This window comes from Streptomyces sp. NPDC127068, assembly GCF_042724695.1.
Classification (GTDB): Bacteria; Actinomycetota; Actinomycetes; order Streptomycetales; family Streptomycetaceae; genus Streptomyces.
The window spans coordinates 20,416-37,745 of sequence record NZ_JBHXEN010000049.1 but is presented as its reverse complement, the minus strand read 5'-3'; the positions used below and the strand labels follow the sequence as shown (position 1 = coordinate 37,745).

At 74.5% G+C, this 17,330-nt stretch carries 13 protein-coding genes; 9 read left to right on the top strand and 4 right to left on the bottom strand.

Annotated features, from left to right (window positions below; genetic code table 11):
• Window positions 1-265: 265 nt before the first annotated feature.
• Window positions 266-2,476 (top strand): CHAT domain-containing protein, encoded by a 2,211-nt coding sequence (locus ACFWIA_RS26795; RefSeq protein WP_387009346.1) that lies wholly within the window; start codon window positions 266-268, stop codon window positions 2,474-2,476.
• Between the two features lie 153 nt (window positions 2,477-2,629).
• On the opposite strand, the gene ACFWIA_RS26790 is transcribed toward ACFWIA_RS26795, so the two are convergent.
• Window positions 2,630-5,887, bottom strand: a complete 3,258-nt coding sequence (locus ACFWIA_RS26790; protein WP_387009344.1) for a BTAD domain-containing putative transcriptional regulator — start codon at window positions 5,885-5,887, stop codon at window positions 2,630-2,632.
• 296 nt (window positions 5,888-6,183) lie between these two features.
• Here ACFWIA_RS26790 and ACFWIA_RS26785 point away from each other — a divergent pair, with 296 nt between their 5' ends.
• The 5 genes from ACFWIA_RS26785 (at window position 6,184) to ACFWIA_RS26765 (ending at window position 12,920) form a co-directional block, all read left to right on the top strand.
• Window positions 6,184-6,990, top strand: a complete 807-nt coding sequence (locus ACFWIA_RS26785) for an SDR family oxidoreductase (protein WP_387009342.1) — start codon at window positions 6,184-6,186, stop codon at window positions 6,988-6,990.
• Window positions 6,980-7,600, top strand: a complete 621-nt coding sequence (locus ACFWIA_RS26780) for an NAD(P)H oxidoreductase (RefSeq protein WP_387009340.1) — start codon at window positions 6,980-6,982, stop codon at window positions 7,598-7,600. Before ACFWIA_RS26785 ends, ACFWIA_RS26780 begins: the two co-directional genes overlap by 11 nt.
• Window positions 7,601-7,795: 195 nt before the next feature.
• Complete coding sequence (locus tag ACFWIA_RS26775) at window positions 7,796-9,382, top strand: MFS transporter (protein ID WP_387009338.1); 1,587 nt, start codon at window positions 7,796-7,798, stop codon at window positions 9,380-9,382.
• A gap of 247 nt (window positions 9,383-9,629) precedes the next feature.
• The gene (locus tag ACFWIA_RS26770; protein ID WP_387009336.1) at window positions 9,630-9,752 is read left to right on the top strand and encodes a hypothetical protein; all 123 of its coding nucleotides are present in this window, start codon (window positions 9,630-9,632) and stop codon (window positions 9,750-9,752) included.
• A 123-nt stretch (window positions 9,753-9,875) separates the two neighbouring features.
• Window positions 9,876-12,920, top strand: coding sequence for a hypothetical protein (locus ACFWIA_RS26765; protein WP_387009334.1), 3,045 nt, complete (start codon window positions 9,876-9,878; stop codon window positions 12,918-12,920).
• A 26-nt stretch (window positions 12,921-12,946) separates the two neighbouring features.
• On the opposite strand, the gene ACFWIA_RS26760 is transcribed toward ACFWIA_RS26765, so the two are convergent.
• Together ACFWIA_RS26760 and ACFWIA_RS26755 are read right to left on the bottom strand one after the other, a co-directional pair.
• Window positions 12,947-13,285, bottom strand: coding sequence for a hypothetical protein (locus ACFWIA_RS26760; protein WP_387009333.1), 339 nt, complete (start codon window positions 13,283-13,285; stop codon window positions 12,947-12,949).
• Window positions 13,286-13,385: 100 nt separating this feature from the next.
• On the bottom strand, window positions 13,386-13,808 hold the full coding sequence (locus ACFWIA_RS26755) for a hypothetical protein (RefSeq protein WP_387009331.1): 423 nt from the start codon (window positions 13,806-13,808) through the stop codon (window positions 13,386-13,388).
• 685 nt (window positions 13,809-14,493) lie between these two features.
• Between ACFWIA_RS26755 and ACFWIA_RS26750 the strand changes: the two genes are divergently transcribed.
• The 3 genes from ACFWIA_RS26750 to ACFWIA_RS26740 all read left to right on the top strand — a co-directional run bounded on the left by ACFWIA_RS26750 (window position 14,494) and on the right by ACFWIA_RS26740 (window position 16,855).
• Window positions 14,494-15,387 (top strand): hypothetical protein, encoded by an 894-nt coding sequence (locus tag ACFWIA_RS26750; protein ID WP_387009329.1) that lies wholly within the window; start codon window positions 14,494-14,496, stop codon window positions 15,385-15,387.
• 3 nt (window positions 15,388-15,390) lie between these two features.
• Window positions 15,391-15,900: a GNAT family N-acetyltransferase gene (locus ACFWIA_RS26745; protein WP_387009327.1), complete on the top strand. Its 510-nt coding sequence runs from the start codon at window positions 15,391-15,393 to the stop codon at window positions 15,898-15,900.
• A 79-nt stretch (window positions 15,901-15,979) separates the two neighbouring features.
• A complete protein-coding gene (locus ACFWIA_RS26740) occupies window positions 15,980-16,855 on the top strand; it encodes a glycosyltransferase family 2 protein (protein WP_387009325.1) in 876 nt (291 codons plus the stop codon).
• A gap of 25 nt (window positions 16,856-16,880) precedes the next feature.
• On the opposite strand, the gene ACFWIA_RS26735 is transcribed toward ACFWIA_RS26740, so the two are convergent.
• Window positions 16,881-17,213: a hypothetical protein gene (locus tag ACFWIA_RS26735; protein WP_387009323.1), complete on the bottom strand. Its 333-nt coding sequence runs from the start codon at window positions 17,211-17,213 to the stop codon at window positions 16,881-16,883.
• Window positions 17,214-17,330 lie beyond the last annotated feature (117 nt).

Sequence of the window (17,330 nt, the reverse complement as noted above, 5' to 3'; positions counted from 1 at the left end):
CGTTTGCGTACCGATCCTATCCAGCACGGCCGGATATCGACCCCGAGTCACGACAATCCCGATGACCGTGATGTGGGTGCCCGGGCGTCACGCAGGGGGACGCCCACCGGGGCGGCACGGTTGCACCGGGGCACCCCGCTCGTCGCCCTGCGCCGGGGTGCCGCCCGGCACTACGCTCGGTACGGGGTCGGTTCCCCCGGGTGGTCGGCGCGCGCCGACGCCCGGGACGGTCCCGTGCCCAGCACGCCCGATCGGGGGAGAGCACGTGAGCGGCAGTCGGCCCCTGCGGCCCGAGGACCGCGCGGCCATCGCACGCCTCTTTGACGACGCCGTCCGGATGCTGCACAGGTCCGGTGTCGTGCCGGACCACGTGGACGACGCGGATCTGCACGCCCTGGTGGTGGAGGCGGTGGACTCCGTCAACCCGGCGGCGGCCCGGGCGTACGACGCGTACGCATACCTCCGGGAGCACGCGGAACGGGGGCGGCTGCGCCGGGCGATGGCCGAGGCGGCACCCCGGTTGGACGAGGTGTACGGCGAGGGCTGGACCCGCTCGACGTTACGGGAGCACACCGGCCCGCACCCGCCCTCCGAACAGCGGCTCGCCGAACAGGTGGTCCCCGCGGCCCGCGCCCGCTGGGAACAGGACCTGCTGATCCTAGGGTTGCTGCCGCTCCTGATCCCGGTGTTCCGGCTTCCCGAGGCGCTCGCGGACATGGACTTCGCCAGCGACCGGGCCGCGCCCCCCGGCAGCCCCGGAGCCGCCCCGGGCGGACCACCACGCCCCCAACCGGCCTGGGACGCCGCGCCGTACCCCGAGCCGGACGCCAGACCCGACGTGACCTGGCACGGGGGAACGAGCAACACGGGCATCGTCCGCCCCACGGAGCCCACGGACCCCCCGACCCCGGTGACCCCGTACGGCAGTCCCCCCGCACAGGCCGTCTCCCCGCGCACCGTGCCGCAGCCGCAACCGCAGCCACCGCCCCCCGACCCGCGGCGCATGGTCGTGGAACTGGTCGACCAGGCCCCGCCCGGCACCCACGTCCCGCTGCACGTGCAGTTCGTCCGGGACGGGCCGGACCGCACGGACGGCGTGCCGCTGCGGGCCTTCGCCGTGCCGCCCGAGGGGGCCCGGCTCTTGGTCACCGTGTACGCCCCCGGGCTCACCGTGCTGGGCGACCTCCAGCAGGAGGTCACCGTCCGACCGGGCGCCGACTCCGACGTCCTGAGGTTCGGGCTGCGCACCACCGCACCCGGGCTGCGCACCGTGACCGTGCGGGCCTTCCACCGCGGCACGTTCCTCGGCGAGGTGCGCGCCCAGGTGTCGGTGGGCACCGGAGCGCCCGTACGGGACGGGCCGCCCCGCACCGCCGCCCTGGGCACCGTCGCCTTCGACCCGGGCGAGGTCACGCTCCAGGTGCTGCGCGGCGCGGACGGCTCGTACAGCTTCCAGCTCATCGGCGAGACCTGCTACGCGCCGGAGTCGTTCCGCACCCTCGGCGGGGACCCCCGGCTGATCTCCGAGCGCGTGTACCGGGAGCTGCGCCAGGCCGCGGCCGACGCCGGGCCGGGCGGCGCGGACGGGGCCGCGGGCACCCGACGGCTGCGCAACCTCGGCGTCGAACTGTGGGCGTCCGCGGTGCCGGAGGCGGTGCGCCGACAGTTCTGGGCGGAGGCGGACCGCGTCACCTCGGTGACCGTCCTCGGCGAGCACGACCTCGTCCCCTGGGAGCTGCTGTACCCGTTGGACGGACCGTCCGAGGGCCCGGGGTTCCTGGCCGAGTGGCTGCCGGTGGTCCGTCGCACCTTCGGCCAGCAGCGGGTGCGTCGACTCGCGCTGCCCCAGGTGACGTTCGTCGTTCCGCCGGGCTCGCCGCCGGAGGCCGCCCGGGAGGTCGAGACGGTACGACACCTGTTCGACGCGGCGGCGACCGGCGCGCGCGTCCTGGACGACCGCGCCTCGGTCGCGGCCCTGGTGGAGGACGGGTACCGCGGTCTGCTGCACTTCGCGTGCCACAACGCGTTCACCACGGAACGGGGTTCGGTGGTGACGATGGCCGACGGCCCGTTCGACCCGGTGGACCTGGCGTACGCGACCCACGCCGGCACCCTGCGGGAGTCCGGCCCGATGGTGTTCTTCAACGCCTGCCGCAGCGCCGGCCAGATCGACTGGTTCGCCAGCACCCTCGGCTGGGCCCCGCAGTTCCTGCGGGCCGGAGCGGGAGCGTTCGTCGGCACCCTGTGGCCCGTGCGCTCCGATGCCGCGCAGGACTTCGCCCGCGCCTTCTACACCCACTTCCTGGGCCACGGGCGCCCGTTGGGCGAGGCGTCCCTGCACGCCCGGCGCGCCCTGCGCCGCGGGGACGGCGACCCCACCTGGCTGGCGTACGCCGTGTACGGCAGTCCCGCGGCCCGCGCCGATCCCCCCGGGGACCGGGAGCGGGGGCCCGTCAGCCCCGAGGGGGTGCGGTGAGCCGCCGCCCGTCGCGGGGACAGGAGCCGATCGGGCCGCTCGCGACGCGGGTCCGCGCCGCGGTCCACCGCTGCGCAACAGGGGCGGTCGCTCACGGCCCGGCTGCTGCTCGTGCCACGGCGCGCCCCGCCGGGAGTCGCCGAGCGCCGGACGCTACCCCGCGCCGGCCGCCCGGACCGCCTCCTCGGGGGTGAGCCGGCCGCCCCCGCCGAACACCTGCGTGAAGCCGGCCTCGCCCAGTCCGTCGCGGGCCAGCGCGCTCGCCCGGTCCACGTCCCCGTGTTCGGCGCGGGACAGCGGCGCCCCGGTCGACTCCCGGGCCGCCGCCGCACAGCCCAACAGCAGGGCCGCACCGGCCGGGTTGCCGGGGGCGACGGCGCCGGCCAGGCCCTCCAGGGCCAGGGCGACCGCCCGCGGATCACCCGTGGTGAGCGCCACCCGGTACCCCTCGCAGTGCAGCCGCAGCGCCGCCGGGACGTCGCCCCGCAACTCCGCGACGAACCCCAACTCGGCGAGTACCAGGGCATTGGCCCCCTCCAGACCGACCTCGCAGTGCCAGTCGAGGACCTGCCGCAACTGCCACTCGGCCTCGTCGAGGCCGCCCTCGCGACGGGCGCCGAGCCCCAGCCCCAACCGGGCGTTGACCTCCCCGGCGCGGAAGTCCAGCGCGACGGCCTCCCGCAGCGCCTGCCCGTGCCGGTCCCGTGCGGTGTCGAAGTCCCCGTGGAGCAGGGCGATCCGGCCCAGGCCGGCGAGCAGGTCGACGGCGAGGGGGGACAGCCCGAACCGGCGGGCCGTCGCGAGCGCCTCCTCCTGCACCGCACGGGCCTCCTCGTAGTCGCCGTGGATCTCGGCGACCGAGGCCCGCGCGTACACCGACCACACCTGTCCGCAGGCGTCCCCCAGTGCGGCGAACAGCCCGGCGCCGCGCACCGCGTCGTCCGCAGCGCCCGCCAGGTCGCCCCGGAGCAGCCGTTGGGCCGACCGGTCGGACAGTGCCGCGGCCTCGCCCCACCGGTCCCCCAGGGCCCGGAATCCTTCCAGCGCGGGCCCGGTCAACGCCTCGGCCGCGGTCAGGTCGCCCGTGCCGGCGAGGCTGTGGCCGAGGAACCAGCGCGCCCGCACGGCGGTCGCCCCGGTCGGCCCGCCGTCCAGGGCGTCGGTCTCGGCCAGCGCCGCCGCGATCCGCACCGCGCGGTCGGCCCCGTCCCCCGACATGATCCGCACACCGGTCAGCCACACCGCGGCGCGGGCCCGGGCCGCGGGGTCGCCGCCGGGCAGTTCCCGGGCGGCGGTCAGCGCCCGGCGGGCCTCGCCGAGCCGGCCGCGCAGCACCCAGTACCAGGCGAGCGCGTCGCACAGTCGCAGGGCGTGCGCCGCGTCACCGCGGGCCAGGGCCGTGTCCAGGGCCCAGCGCAGATTGGCCCGCTCGGTGTCGAGCAGTTCCAGCGCCCCGGCCTGGCGCCCGTCGCGCAGTCCGGGGACCGTGGCCTCGGCGAGGGCCGCGTCCCGGGCGAGGTGCCGGTCGAGCACCGCGTCGAGTTCGCCGGCCTCCACCAGCCGCTCGCGACCGTAGGCGGCGACGGACTCCAGCAGCCGGTACCGGGAGCCGTCCGCGCTGACCTGGACGAGCGACCGGTCCACCAGCCGGGCCAGCAGTCCGCGCACGTCCGCGGGCTCGACGCCGTCGCCCGCGCAGACCGCCTCGGCGCCCTCCCACGCGTAACCGTCGGGGTGCGGGGCGAGCCGGCGCAGCACGGCCCGTTCGTCCTCGGCCAGCGGCTCCCAACTCCAGTCGATCACGGCGCGCAGGGTCCGCTGCCGGGCGGGCGCCCCCCGCTGCCCGCCGTCGAGCAGCCGGAACCGGTCGTCGAGACCGGTGAGCAGCCGCTCGACACCGAGCGCCCTGACCCGGGTCGCGGCGAGTTCCAGGGCGAGCGGGATGCCGTCGAGGCGACGCACGACGGCCTCGGCGGCGGCCCGGTTGGATTCGTCGAGCACGAACCCGGGCGCCGCCGAGGTCGCGCGCTCCGCGAACAGCTCCACGCCGCCCGCCGGGTCGAGCGGCGGCACCTGCCACAGCGTCTCGGGGGCCAGTGCCAGGGACTCCCGGCTGGTGGCCAGGACCACGACCTGTGGGGCCCGCCGCAACAGCGTCTCCACCAGGCCGGCGACCTCGTCCACCACGTGTTCGCAGTTGTCGAGCACCAGGAGCGTCCTGGTCCCGCGGAGCGCGGCGGCGAGCTTCTCCGCCGGGCTGCTGGGTTCCTGGACGCCCCACACGCCGTCGTCCCGCAGGCCGAGCGCCGCGGCGACCGCCTCGACCGGTTCGCCGTCGCGGGCCAGCTCCACCAGCCAGGTGCCGTCCGGGAAGCCGTCGCGGGCGCGGTCGGCGACGGCCAGCGCCAGGCGGGTCTTGCCCACCCCGCCGGGGCCGGTGAGGGTGACCAGCCGCCGCCCGGCCAGCAGCTGCGCCACCTCCGCGACGGCCTCCTCCCGCCCGATGAGTTCCCCAGGCGGTACGAACAGGTTGGTGCGCGGGGCGACCACGGCCCGGGCGGCGGCGGGGGGCGCGCTGAGTTCGGGGTCCTGACGCAGTACGGCGGCGTGCAGGGCGGCCAGTTCGGGGCTCGGGTCGACGCCGAGGCCGTCGGCGAGCCGGCGGCGCAGCCGCTCGTAGGCGGTGAGGGCGTCGCCCTGCCGCCCGGCCCGGTAGAGGGCCCGGACGTGGACGGCGGTGAGCCGTTCGCGCAGCGGGTGTTCCACGACGAGGGGGGCGAGTTCGGTGGCCAGCGCGAGGTGGTCCCCGGCGTCGAGCCGGGCCGCGGACCGCTCCTCGACCAGGGTGAGCCGGTCCTCCTCCAGCCGCGCGACGGCCGTCCTGGCGAAGGTCTCCTCGGCGAAGTCGGCGAAGGCGGGGCCCCGCCACAGGTCCAGCGCACCGGCGAGCAGCGCCGCGCGGGCGTCGGCGTCCGGCACCTGTCGGGCCCGCTGGGCCAGCTCACGGAACCGGTCGGCGTCCAACGCGCCCTCCGGTACCAGGAGTTGGTAGCCGGGGGCCCGGGAGGCCAGGTGGGCCCGTCCGCCCGGCCGCACCTCGTCGAACACGCGGCGCAGTTGGGACACCTTCGCCTGGAGGGCGCGCAGCGGGTTGCCCGGCTGCTCCTCGCCCCACAGGTCGTCGATGAGTCGGTGGGCGGCGACCGGACGGCCCGGGTCGACCAGATGGGCGGCGAGCAGCGAGGCGAGCAGGGCCCGTACCTTCAACTCCGGTACGCGGACGGGGTTCCCGTCGCCGTCCAGCACGGCGATCTCGCCGAGCACCGCGAACCGGATGCCGCCGCCCGTCGCCGTCACGTGCGGGGCCGGCGCCCCGTCCGTCACCGTGTTCCGGCCGTGCACCCCGTTCACGCCGTTCCCTCCCCGTTGCTTCGCGACCCCGTTGCCTCATGGCCGCATGGCCTCGTCATCCGCCCCTTGGGGGGCGCCAGACGGCACTTCCTTGCACCCTGCCACAACCCCGGCGCACGCCGGGCGGTGCTGCCGGGCCGCGGCGCCGGGTTGGCGTCATCCTGCCGATCTCCGCGCCGCCCCTTGCCGGGCCCGAACCGGACCCGAGCCGGACCCGAACCGGCGGGCTCCACTCTGTGACCACAGCGGACGGGACACCTCACGTCCCGCCCCCCGCAGTACCGGAGGAATCAACCATGGAGCACGTCAACGACACGGCGCACACCCCCACCGCGGCGGCCGGACAGGTCACCGGGCGGCGGCTCGTCGGCAAGACCGCGCTGGTCACCGGCGGCAGCCGGGGCATCGGCCGGGCCATCGCCCTACGGCTGGCCGCCGAGGGCGCCCGGGTCGCGGTCCACTACGGCGCGAACCGGGCCGCGGCGCAGGAGGCGGTGCGGGCCGTCGAGGCGGCGGGCGGCTCGGCGTTCGCGATCGGCGTCGCACTGGGGGTGCCCGGCGACGCGGACGCCCTGTGGGCCGCGTTCGACGAGCACGCCGACGGGGTGGACGTACTCGTCAACAACGCGGGGATCGCCGGCCCCGGCACGATCCACGACGTGACCGAGGAGAGCTACGACCAGGTCTTCGCGGTCAACGCCAAGGCCCCCTTCTTCATCGTCCAGAAGGGCCTGTCCCGACTGCGCGACGGCGGCCGGATCGTCAACATCTCCTCCGGCGTCACCAAGGTGGCGTTCCCCGGCATGACGGCGTACGCCGCCGCCAAGGGCGCCGTCGACGTGCTGACGCTGACCCTGGCGAAGACCCTCGGCGAGCGGGGCATCACGGTGAACGCGGTGTCGCCGGGCACCGTCGAGACCGACATCCACCCGTGGCTGGCGGACCCCGCGGCCAAGGCGGCAGCCGCCGCGTACTCGGTGTTCGACCGGGTGGGCCGGCCGGACGACGTGGCGGACGTCGTCGCCTTCCTCGCCTCGCCCGACGCCCGTTGGGTGACCGGGCAGAACATCGACGCGAGCGGCGGGTCCGGTCTTGGCTTCTGACCGCGCCCCCGGGGCGCCCCGCCACACCCTGCTGGTCCTCGCCCACCCCCGGCCGGACTCCCTGACCGCGCAGGCCGCGGTCCGACTGCGGGACACGCTCGCGTCCCGCGGCGGACACGTCGACGTGCTCGACCTGTACGCCGAGCGCTTCGACCCCCGGCTGACCCCGGTCGACGAACCCGACTGGGAGCACCGCGACAAGCGGTACGCCGACGAGGTCCACGCCCACATGGACCGGATCGCCGCCGCGGACGACCTCGTCGTCGTCTTCCCCGTCTGGTGGTTCTCCGTCCCCGCCGTGCTGAAGGGCTGGATCGACCGCGTATGGAACTACGGTTTCGCCTACGGACGCGGTACGCCCCGGTTGGCCGGCAAGCGGATGGTGTGGCTCGGCCTGGCGGGCAGCTCCCGGGAGCACTACGAGTCCTCCGGGCTCGGCGCGGCCATGGACCTGCAACTGCGGGTGGGCGTCTCGGAGTTCTGCGGCATCGAGGACGCGCGGGTCCAGGTGCTCCACGGGGCCGAACTGTCCGGGGTGGCGGAACACCGCCGCCCGGACCGCGTCCGGCACCTGCTCGACGGCGCGCAGGACGCGATCGCCCACCTCTGACGCACCGCTGTCCCCACCCGTTACCCCACGCAACGCCGTACGGCACTCGTCGCCGTACGGCGTTGCGTGCGTTCACGGGGCCGCGTCCGGCCGCACGGCTCCCGGAACGCACCCGGAACGCACCCGGCAGGGACCCGAACACGGCCCGAACACGATCCGATCCGTTCCCGAGACGGTGGGGCCGAAGCTCCAGCCATGACCTCCGAAGAGACATCCCGAGCCCAAGCGGCGCCCACCGGGACCGCCCGCCCCGTCCGCCACCCCTGGCTGGGCCTCGCGGTCCTGCTGCTGCCGGTCACCCTGATGACCGCCGACCTGGGCGTGCTCTGGCTCGCCACCCCGTACCTCGCCGCGGACCTCACGCCCAGCGGCAGCGAACTGCTCTGGATCACCGACGTCTACGGCTTCCTCACCGCCGGCACCCTCGTCGTCATGGGCACCCTCGGCGACCGCATCGGCCGCCGCCGGCTGCTGCTGTTCGGCTCCCTCGGGTTCGTCGCCGCGTCCGTGCTCGCCGCGTACGCCACCGACCCGGGGACGCTGATCGCGGCCCGCGCGGCGCTCGGCATCGCCGGGGCGGCCGTGCTGCCGTCCACGCTGGCGCTGATCAGCCACCTGTTCACCGACGCCCGGCAGCGTGCCAGGGCGATCGCCCTGTGGGTCACCGCGCTGTCCGTGGGCCTGGCCGTCGGGCCGATCGCCGGGGGCGTCCTCCTGGACCACTGGTGGTGGGGCTCGGTGTTCCTGATCGGCGTGCCCGTGATGCTGCCGGTGTTGCTGCTGGCGAAGGCGCTGCTGCCCGAGTACCGCGACCCGGACCCCGGTCGGCTCGACCTGTCGAGCGTGGCGCTGTTCCTGCTCGCCGTGCTCCCCCTGATCTACGCGGTCAAGGACGTGGCGGCGCACGGACCCGGCCTGTCCCCCGCCCTCGCGCTCACCGCCGGTACCGCACTGGCCGTCGCGTTCGTCCGACGCCAGAACCGCCTCGCCGACCCGCTCCTCGACCTGCGGCTCTTCCGCGACCGGACGTTCACCGGCGCCCTGTTGACCCTGCTGCTCGGCATGACGGCGCTCAACGGCGTCGAGTACCTCGTCCCGCAGTACCTCCAGTCCGTCGCGGGCCTGTCCCCGCTGGCGGCCGGGACGTGGCTGCTGCCGGGCGCCGCCGGACTGGTCGCCGGTTCCCAACTGACCCCCGCCCTCGCCCAACGCACCCGCCCGGCCCACGTCATCCTCGCCGGACTGGCCGTGGCGCTGGTCGGCTACGCCGTCACCAGCGTCGTGGAGGGAGTCGTACCGGTCTCCCTGGCACTGGCCGTGATCATGTTCGGGGTGGCCCCGATCAGTGTCCTCGGCACCACGCTGGCGGTCGGCGCGGCCCCGCCCGAGAAGGCGGGCGCGGCGGCGGCGACCGGCCAGACCGCGTACGACCTGGGACTGGCCCTGGGCATCGCGGTGACCGGCAGCGTCGCGACCGCCGTGTACCGCGCCGAGATGCCGTCCGACGCTCCCGCCGGGGCCCGCGACACGCTGGGCGCGGCGCTGGACCTCTCGGCTCGACTCCCCGAGGGCGCGGGGGACTTGGCGCAGCTCGCGAAGTCCGCGTTCACCTCGGGCCTCCAGACGGCGTCGGCGCTCAGCGCGGGGTTCGCGGCGGTGACGGCGGTACTGGTGTGGACGCTGCTGCGGGGCGTTCCGGCGACGGGTACGGTGCCCGCCGCCGAGGAGGGCGCCGCCGGGGCTCCCGGTTCCGAGCGGGTGCGCGACGGGGCGGCCCGCTGACCGGCACGGCGCCCGCACGCCGGGGTGCGCGGGGCGCGGGGGTCACCGCGGGTGCACGGACTCGACCCGGAATGGCCGCGGCTGCACGTCCGTCGCCGACGGTGAACACGTTGCCGGTACGCAGGCCCGAGCGGCCGGTCCCGGCCCGGCGGGCTCGTCTCAACTCGTCCAGGACGCAGGGCGGTCCGAAAGAGTGGACATCCGACCGGCTCCCGCCGGCCGGACGCACCAGAACGGGAGACCAGTCATGCCCCGACGCCCGTTGAGCCGTCGAGAGCGCCTCACGCTCATGGGGATCATCATCGGCAGCCTCGTGTCCGCCGTCGCGGGGTCGGCCACCACCGAAGCAGTGAGGGCCCTGCTGTCGTGAACCGGCCCCACGGCACCCCCGTGCCGCCCCCGCCCCGCCCCGTGCCCACCGCCGGCCCCTCGCACCCCGTCGAATCCCACGGTTCCCGAGTGGGGCCGGGCCGCATGCGCGAGGATGTCTGAGATGACCGGTCACCGGAGCGGCGCGCGGCACGGGAGTCAGCGGCGCATCCCGCAGCCCATGGGCGTGACACCGGCCGCGCTGCGGAACCTGAAGGACTACCTGTACCAGCTCTACGCGGAGGCCGGGACGCCCCCGGTGCAGCACATCGCGAGCGAGATCGAGAAGGACGACTCGTTCCGCGGCAGCCCGTCGAAGGCCACGGTCCACCGGATCATCGGCAACCCGGAACTCGCCGCGGGACAGGAGGACGTGGTCGCCGTCGCCGGGCTGCTCGCCCGGGAGGCGGGCCGGGACGAGTCCCCGGTGGTGCAGGAGGTGCGACGGCTGTGGGTCGTCGCACAGCTCGCGCAGCCGCTGGGCCGGACCGTACCGGACCTGGACCCGTTCGCCCTGGAGGTGCACCGGGCGATCAACGTCCCCGGTCAGGAGAGCCTGCCCGAACTCCCGGTCTACGTGAGCCGGGGACACGACGAGGAGCTCGGCGGGTACGTGGACCGGGTGATCGGCGGCGAGAGCCTCCTCGTCACCCTGATCGGGGAGTCCTCGACGGGCAAGACCCGGGCCTGTTGGGAGGCGCTGCGGAGGCTGCCCGCGGGGTGGCGCGTGTGGCACCCCTACGATCCGACCCGCCCCGAAGCCGCCCTCGAACAGCTCGCCGAGGCCGGTCCGCGCACCGTCATCTGGCTCAACGAGGCCCAGCACTACCTGCTCGCCCCGGACACCCGCACCGCCGAACGGATCACCGCCGCGCTGCGCACCGCCCTCACCGACGCCCGCCGCGGCCCCCTACTGGTCCTCGCCACCATCTGGCCGCGGTTCTGGCACCCCCTGACGGTGCCCTCCGCGAGCGGGGCGGACGACCCGTACGAACAACAGCGCAAGCTCCTCACCGGAGCCGGTCGGTACGTGCTGGTGCCCAAGGCGTTCACCGGGCCCGACCTGCGCGAGGCCCACCGGAAGGCCGCCGACGACCCCCGACTGGCGTGTGCCCTCGACGGTGCCACCGGCGGGGAGATCACCCAGTTCCTCGCGGGCGTCCCGGAGTTGATGACCCGGTACCGCTGCGCACCCCGCGGCGCCAAGGCGCTGATCCATGCGGCCATGGACTACCGCCGGCTCGGCCACGGCCCCGCCCTGCCACTGTCCCTGCTCGCGGGGGCCGCCGAGGGCTGCCTCCCCGACCGTGAACTCGACCTGCTCGGAGACTCCTGGCTCGACGAAGCACTGGAGTACTGCGCGACGCCCTGCAACGGGGTCCCCGGCCCCCTCACCCGTGTCCCCTCCCGGAACGCGGACCGGGGCGAGGCGACGTACCGGCTCGCCGACTACCTCGAACAGCAGGGCCGCCTGGACCGTCGGCTGTCCTGCCCGCCGGCCTCCTTCTGGGAGGCCGCCGCACTGCACTGCCACGGCCCCGAGGACGCGGCCACCCTGGCACGGGCGGCCCAGTCCCGCGGACGCCTGCGGTACGCAGCCGCCCTGTACCGGAAGGCCCTGGAGGCCGGGAACACCTTGGTGCGCCCCGACCTGGCGGCGCTCCTGGAGGCCGCGGACAACGCCCCGGAGGCACAGCACCTCTACGAGCAGGCCCTCAAGGACGACAAGCGGGCCCGCTGGGAGCTGGTCCGGCTGCGGGAGATCACCGGACAACGCGGCGGCGCCGAGGAACTGGCCCACGTGGCGGCCAACCAGGGGAACGTCACCCCGCTGACCCGGCTGACCCGGATGCGTCAGGAATCGGGGGACACCGAAGGCGTGGAACGCCTGATGCGCAATGCCGCTTCCCGGGGGTCGATCAGGACCTTCGCCTCGCTGGCCTTGGCCAGGGAGTCCGCGGGGGAGCGGGCCGGAGCGCAGACGCTCGCCCTGGCCGCGCTGGAACAGACCGGCAGCACCTACGCCCTCTCCGAACTGGTGCGCATGCGGGAACGGGCCGGTGACCCCGAGGGTGCCGAACGCCTGGCGAAGTCGGCCCTGTGGAAGGGCAAGGTCCGCCCCCTGATCAGACTGGCCTGGATGCGACGGGGAGCGGGTGACCGCGAGGGCGCCGAACGCCTGCTCGCCCTCGCCTCGGACACCAGCACCTTCGCCCTGACCGAACTGGCACGGCTGAAGAAGCGGGCGGGCGACACCCACGGGGCGGAGCGGCTGCTCAGCGAGGCCACGTACCGGCGCAGCCCGTTCGCCCTGACGGAACTCGCCCGGCTCCGGGAGAAGGCGGGGGACGTGGAGCGGGCCCTCACGCTCTACCGCTCCGCCGCACGCTTGGGCAGCACGGACGCACGGGCGCACCTGGCCCTGCTGAGCGAACAGGCGGGGTCCAGCGAAGAGGCCGAACGCATGGCCTGCTCCGCCGCCGACGCCGGAAGCACCTTCGCCCTCATGGAGTTGGTGTGGCTGCGCGAGAAGAGCAGGGACCCGCGCAGCGCCGAACGGCTGGCGGACACCGCGCACCGGGCGGCCAACTCCGGGGCGCTCGTGCTGCTGGCGCGGCTGCGCGAAGAGGCCGGCGACAAGGACGCCGCCGAACGACTCGTCCTGCGTGCCGCCCGGGCCGGACACAGCTGCGCCCTGCACGAGTTCGTGTTCCGACGCGAGAACGGCGGCGACGGCGAGGGGGCCGAACGCCTGGCGACGGAAGGCGGCGGCTTCGTCCTCGCCGAACTGGCGCAGCGGCGGGAGTCCGCGGGGCACCCTGAGGACGCCGAGCGCCTGTACCGGCACGCCGCGGCCCTGGGCGAGGTGCAGGCACTGGTCGAACTGGCCCGCCTGAAGGAGGACACCGGAGCGCAGGAGGAGGCCGAGGCGTTGACGCGCGACGCCGCGCACGCGGGCCGGGTGGAGGCGTTCTCCCTCCTCGCGCACCTCCGCGCCCGCCGGGGCCGCGTCCAGGACGCCGACCGCCTGCTGCGGGCCGCCGCCGACGCGGGCGACGGCGAGGCACTGGCCCACCTGGTGGAGTTGCGTCGCGCCCAGGACCCGGACGCCGGTCGGCTGCTGCGCTACGGCCTCACCGCGGACGGCGAAACGTCTCCGCCCTGGTGAACCGGCGCGCCGACCGGCCCCGTGGCTCACCCGCCGGTGAGCCTGGTGGGCACGGCACGGGTACGGCAGGCGCAGGGGCACTCGGCGGGCCCCTCCCAGACGCGGAGCCGGAGCGCCCGCCCCGGCGATCCGGTGCGTGTGTCGAACCGGTACCAGCTCGTGCCGTGACAGCCGTGCGCGGCACTGCCGAAGATCTTGGCCTTGAGACAGGGCGCGCAGGGCACGGGCTCGGGTGCGCACCGGCGGTGCAGGTGGAGCGTGCTGCCGGGGCCGGAGGGGGAGAAGCGCAGCCGTCGCGTGCAACGCTGCCACCAGCGGATGGGGCGTTCACAGCGGTCGCAGTACGGCAGGGCACGGCGTGACATGGGGTTCCTTCGTGGCGTCAGGGGCGCGTCAGGGCGTAGGCGAGGGTGCCGAGGAGCCCGGTGACGCTGAGCACGCACAGCACCTGCTCGACGCGGGTGCTCACGTACGCATCCCGACGGCGACCGTCTGCGAGCCGGCCAACGCCGCCAACGCCCGCAACACGATCACCAACCGGCGTTCGCCCAGGTCACCCACCCGCGACAAGGGCACCGGCGACCGCCTCGCCAACGCCAGCACGAACACCAGGAACACCGCGTCCGACTCCGTCAGCTCGCTGATCAAGCAGTACCGCCGCGACAGCCGCTCCCAGTCGCAGCCCAGCAGGCCGTTCTCCTTCGCCACCAACGCGAGCCGCACCTGGTCCCGCACCACCAACTCGCCGTCCGCCACCAACGCCCCCACCGCCGCACGGTCCCCGGGACCCCGGCCCCGCGCCCATTCCGCCAGCAGCTCAGGCAACGTCGGTGGACGCTCCTCCGGCTCCTCTCCCGCGGTGACGCCCAGGCTTGTACCGTGCTCCACGTCGGCTCCCTTAACTGTCGGTCGACCACGCCCCGGGACCGCGCGCACGGTCGCCGGGGCGCCTCAACACGGAGAGTCAGCCACTCCCCGTTGCGGTGAGTAAATCGGCCACTACTCTGGGGTTGCTAGCGCCGGCGAGGGCCAGCGTGTTTAGCGTGTTTATTCGCCCCGGTCAGGATGGGTGGACAGGACCATGAATCACTCTCTTCCGCAGAACGAGGCGCTGCGCCAAGCACTGAGAGATGCCGATCTGACCTATGAACAGTTCGCCTCGGCAGTGCGCGCCGTAGCGGCGGAATCAGGCGACAGCCTCCGAACCAACCGGTCCGCAGTGGCCCATTGGGCCAAGGGAGCGCAACCCAACTCCCTTACAGTCGCATATTTGTGCGAAGCTCTCTCACGGAGACTGGGTAGGCAGGTGACTCCTGGCGAACTCGGATTCGACGCACCAGCTTCGGAGCGTTCCGAGCTGGGACTCTGCATCGCAGCTGACCCTGTCGACTCACTGCGACGCATCGGGGAGGCGGACATCCACCGGCGCACTTTCCTGACGAACACGGCCTACAGCGTCACGGCGGCGGCCCTGCCGTTGGGCGCGGGGATGGGCGGGGAACGACCCCACGGCACACCCCACCGCCCGGTCGGCAACCGGGCCGGGCGCGCGGAGGTCGCAGCCGTGCGGGACATGACCACCCTGTTCACGGAGATCGACGAACGCCACGGAGGACAGCACGGGCGGACCGCCGTCGTGCAGTACCTCCGCAGCGACGTGGCGGACCTGTGCCGAGCGTCGTTCGCCGCGCAGGACACCCGGGACGACGCGCTGTCCACCGCCGCCTGCGTCGCCTATCTGTGCGGATGGAAGGCGTACGACGCGAAGGAACACGGTCTCGCCCAGCGCTACTACCTCCAGGCCCTCGCCCTCACCAGGGAAGCCGGTGACGACCTCCACGGCGCGTGGACCCTGCGCATCCTCGCCCACAACGGAATGGACGTACGGCAGCCGCGGCACACCCTGGCGTTGGCCGATGCCGCGCTGACCCGGGTCCACGGCCGGGTGTCCCCCGTCACGGAAGCACTGTTCGTGGTGACCCGCGCCCGTGCACTCGCCGTCGCCGGACGCGCCAAGGAAGCAGTCGCCCAGATCCGCAGTGCCCATGAACTCGCCCTCCGCGACGAGCCGGACGACCTGCCGTTCTGGGCCCGACTGTGGGGCTCGCCGCACGCGACGGTGGCCTCCCACACCGCGAAGACGTTCCGAGCGCTCGGCGACCACGCCAACGCCGAGAAGCACTACGCCGCTTCGGCCCGCACCCGCGGCGGCATGCCCCATCAGCAGCGGATCACCGCCCTCACCCTGGCCGCGCAGGGACGTGCGCAGGCCGCGCAGGGCCACCTCGAAGAGGCGTGCACCACGTGGCACCGTTCGCTGGACCTGTGCGGCGACGTGCGCTCCGCCCGCGTCACCGACGAGGTCCGCGCCATCCGCAGCCGCCTGACGACGTTCCGGAGCCGAGGCGTACGCGCGGCCGAACACCTCGACGAACGCGCCCGCGCCTGGCAGAAGGCGAGGCGATGACCCATGGCCGAAGAGGGCCCGACGACCGAGTACCGCAGGGTCGAGCACCTGCCCGAGATCCGCGGCACCCTCCTCGACGTCTACGCCGAGGTGTACGCGGACGACATCGCCACCAACCCCTTCTTCTCCCTGGAGCGCTTCGAAGAACGGCTCGCCGGGCACACCGCCGCACCGGAGTGGGGGTGCGTACTGGCCCGGGTCGCGGGCGAAGCCGTGGGGTTCACCTACGGGTTCCGGGCCCGTGAGAGCGACACGTTCACCCTCTGCGAGAACATGCTCCGGGCACCCCACCGTGGGCAGGGCATCGCCCGTTCGATGCACGACGAGCTGATCCGGCACCGGCAGGAGTCCCGCGCCCAACTCCTCGTCCGCCGGGAACGCCCCCGCCTGCGCGCCCTCTACGAACGCTGGGGCTACCGGCACGCCGGCGAGAAGCTCCCCTTCCCGGACTCACCGCTGTACGACGTCATGGTCCTCACCCTGCGGCAGCCGAACGGCGAAGTAGCGGAGTAGCGGAGTACCGGCCGGCCGGGGTCCCGATGGTGCCCCGATAGGATCGCCCGGTCGAACGGCGTACGGACGGAGTTCACTCATGGGTCACCCGCGCATGGGCATCGCAATCCTCACCATGGGGAATCGCCCGATCGAGCTGCGGGCCCTCCTGGACTCGGTCGCCCGACAGGACCTCGCGGCCACACGCATCGTCGTGGTCGGCAACGGTTCCCCGCTGCCGGAGCTGCCGGACGGCGTGCACGGCGTGGAACTGCCGGAGAACCTGGGCGTGTCCGGCGGGCGCAACGTCGCCATCGAGGAACTGCGGCGCCTGGGCGACGTGGACGTGGTGGTCGACCTGGACGACGACGGCCTGCTGGTCGACACGGGCGTCCTCAGCCGCCTCGCCCGGATGTACGGCGAGGACCCGCGCCTCGGCATCGTCGCGTTCCGCATCGCCGACGAACACGGGGAGACCCAGCGCCGGCACGTGCCCCGGCTCCGCGCCTCGGACCCGCTGCGCGGCGGCGAGGTCACGACCTTCCTCGGCGGCGGTCACGCGCTGTCCATGCGGATGCTGGACGAAGTGGGCGTCTGGCCGGACGAGTTCTTCTTCACGCACGAGGAGACCGACCTGGCCTGGCGGGCGTTGGACGGGGACTGGCGCATCGTCTACGAGCCCGCGCTGCTGCTGCAACACCCCAAGACCTCCCCCGCCCGACACGCCGTCTACTACCGCATGACCGCCCGCAACCGCGTCTGGCTGGCCAAGCGCAACCTGCCCGCCCCGCTCGTCCCCGCCTACCTCGGCACCTGGACGCTCCTCACCCTGGCCCGGACCCGCTCCGGAGACGGCCTGCGCGCCTGGGCCGGCGGCTTCTGGGAGGGCGTCCGCACCAACGGCGGCCCCCGTCGCCCCATGCGCTGGCGCACGGTCGCCCGCATGACCCGCCTGGGCCGCCCCCCGGTGATCTGAGGGGTCCCGTGCGGCCGGACGGTCGCTAGGCGCCGCGCGAACCGACCCCGTCGCGATTCCGGTCACCGTTCCGGTCGGGCAGCAGCTGACTCGCGGCCATCAGCGCGAGCCCCGCGAACAGCAGGACGTTCCCGCCGATGAAGCGGACCTCCCAGGACGCGTCCGGCAGCACGTCGAAGTCGATGAGGCCGTGCACCACCAGGGACATGCCCATGAGCAGGGCGCCCGAGCCGTGGAGCCGGGGTCGGGAACCCGGTCGGCGCACCCAGGGCAGGCCCCGGCCGGTCACGATCATCACCAGGCCCGCCGTCATCGCCAGCCCGCCCACGAACACGGCCGCGCCCACTACCCACTCCATGCGGCTCTCCTCTTCGCTATCGGACGGGACCGGGGACGCAACACCCGCCCTGCCAGGGGCACATGGTCACCCGTTTGTTCGTGTGCCGACAATGCCACCATCCGGCAACCTTCGACG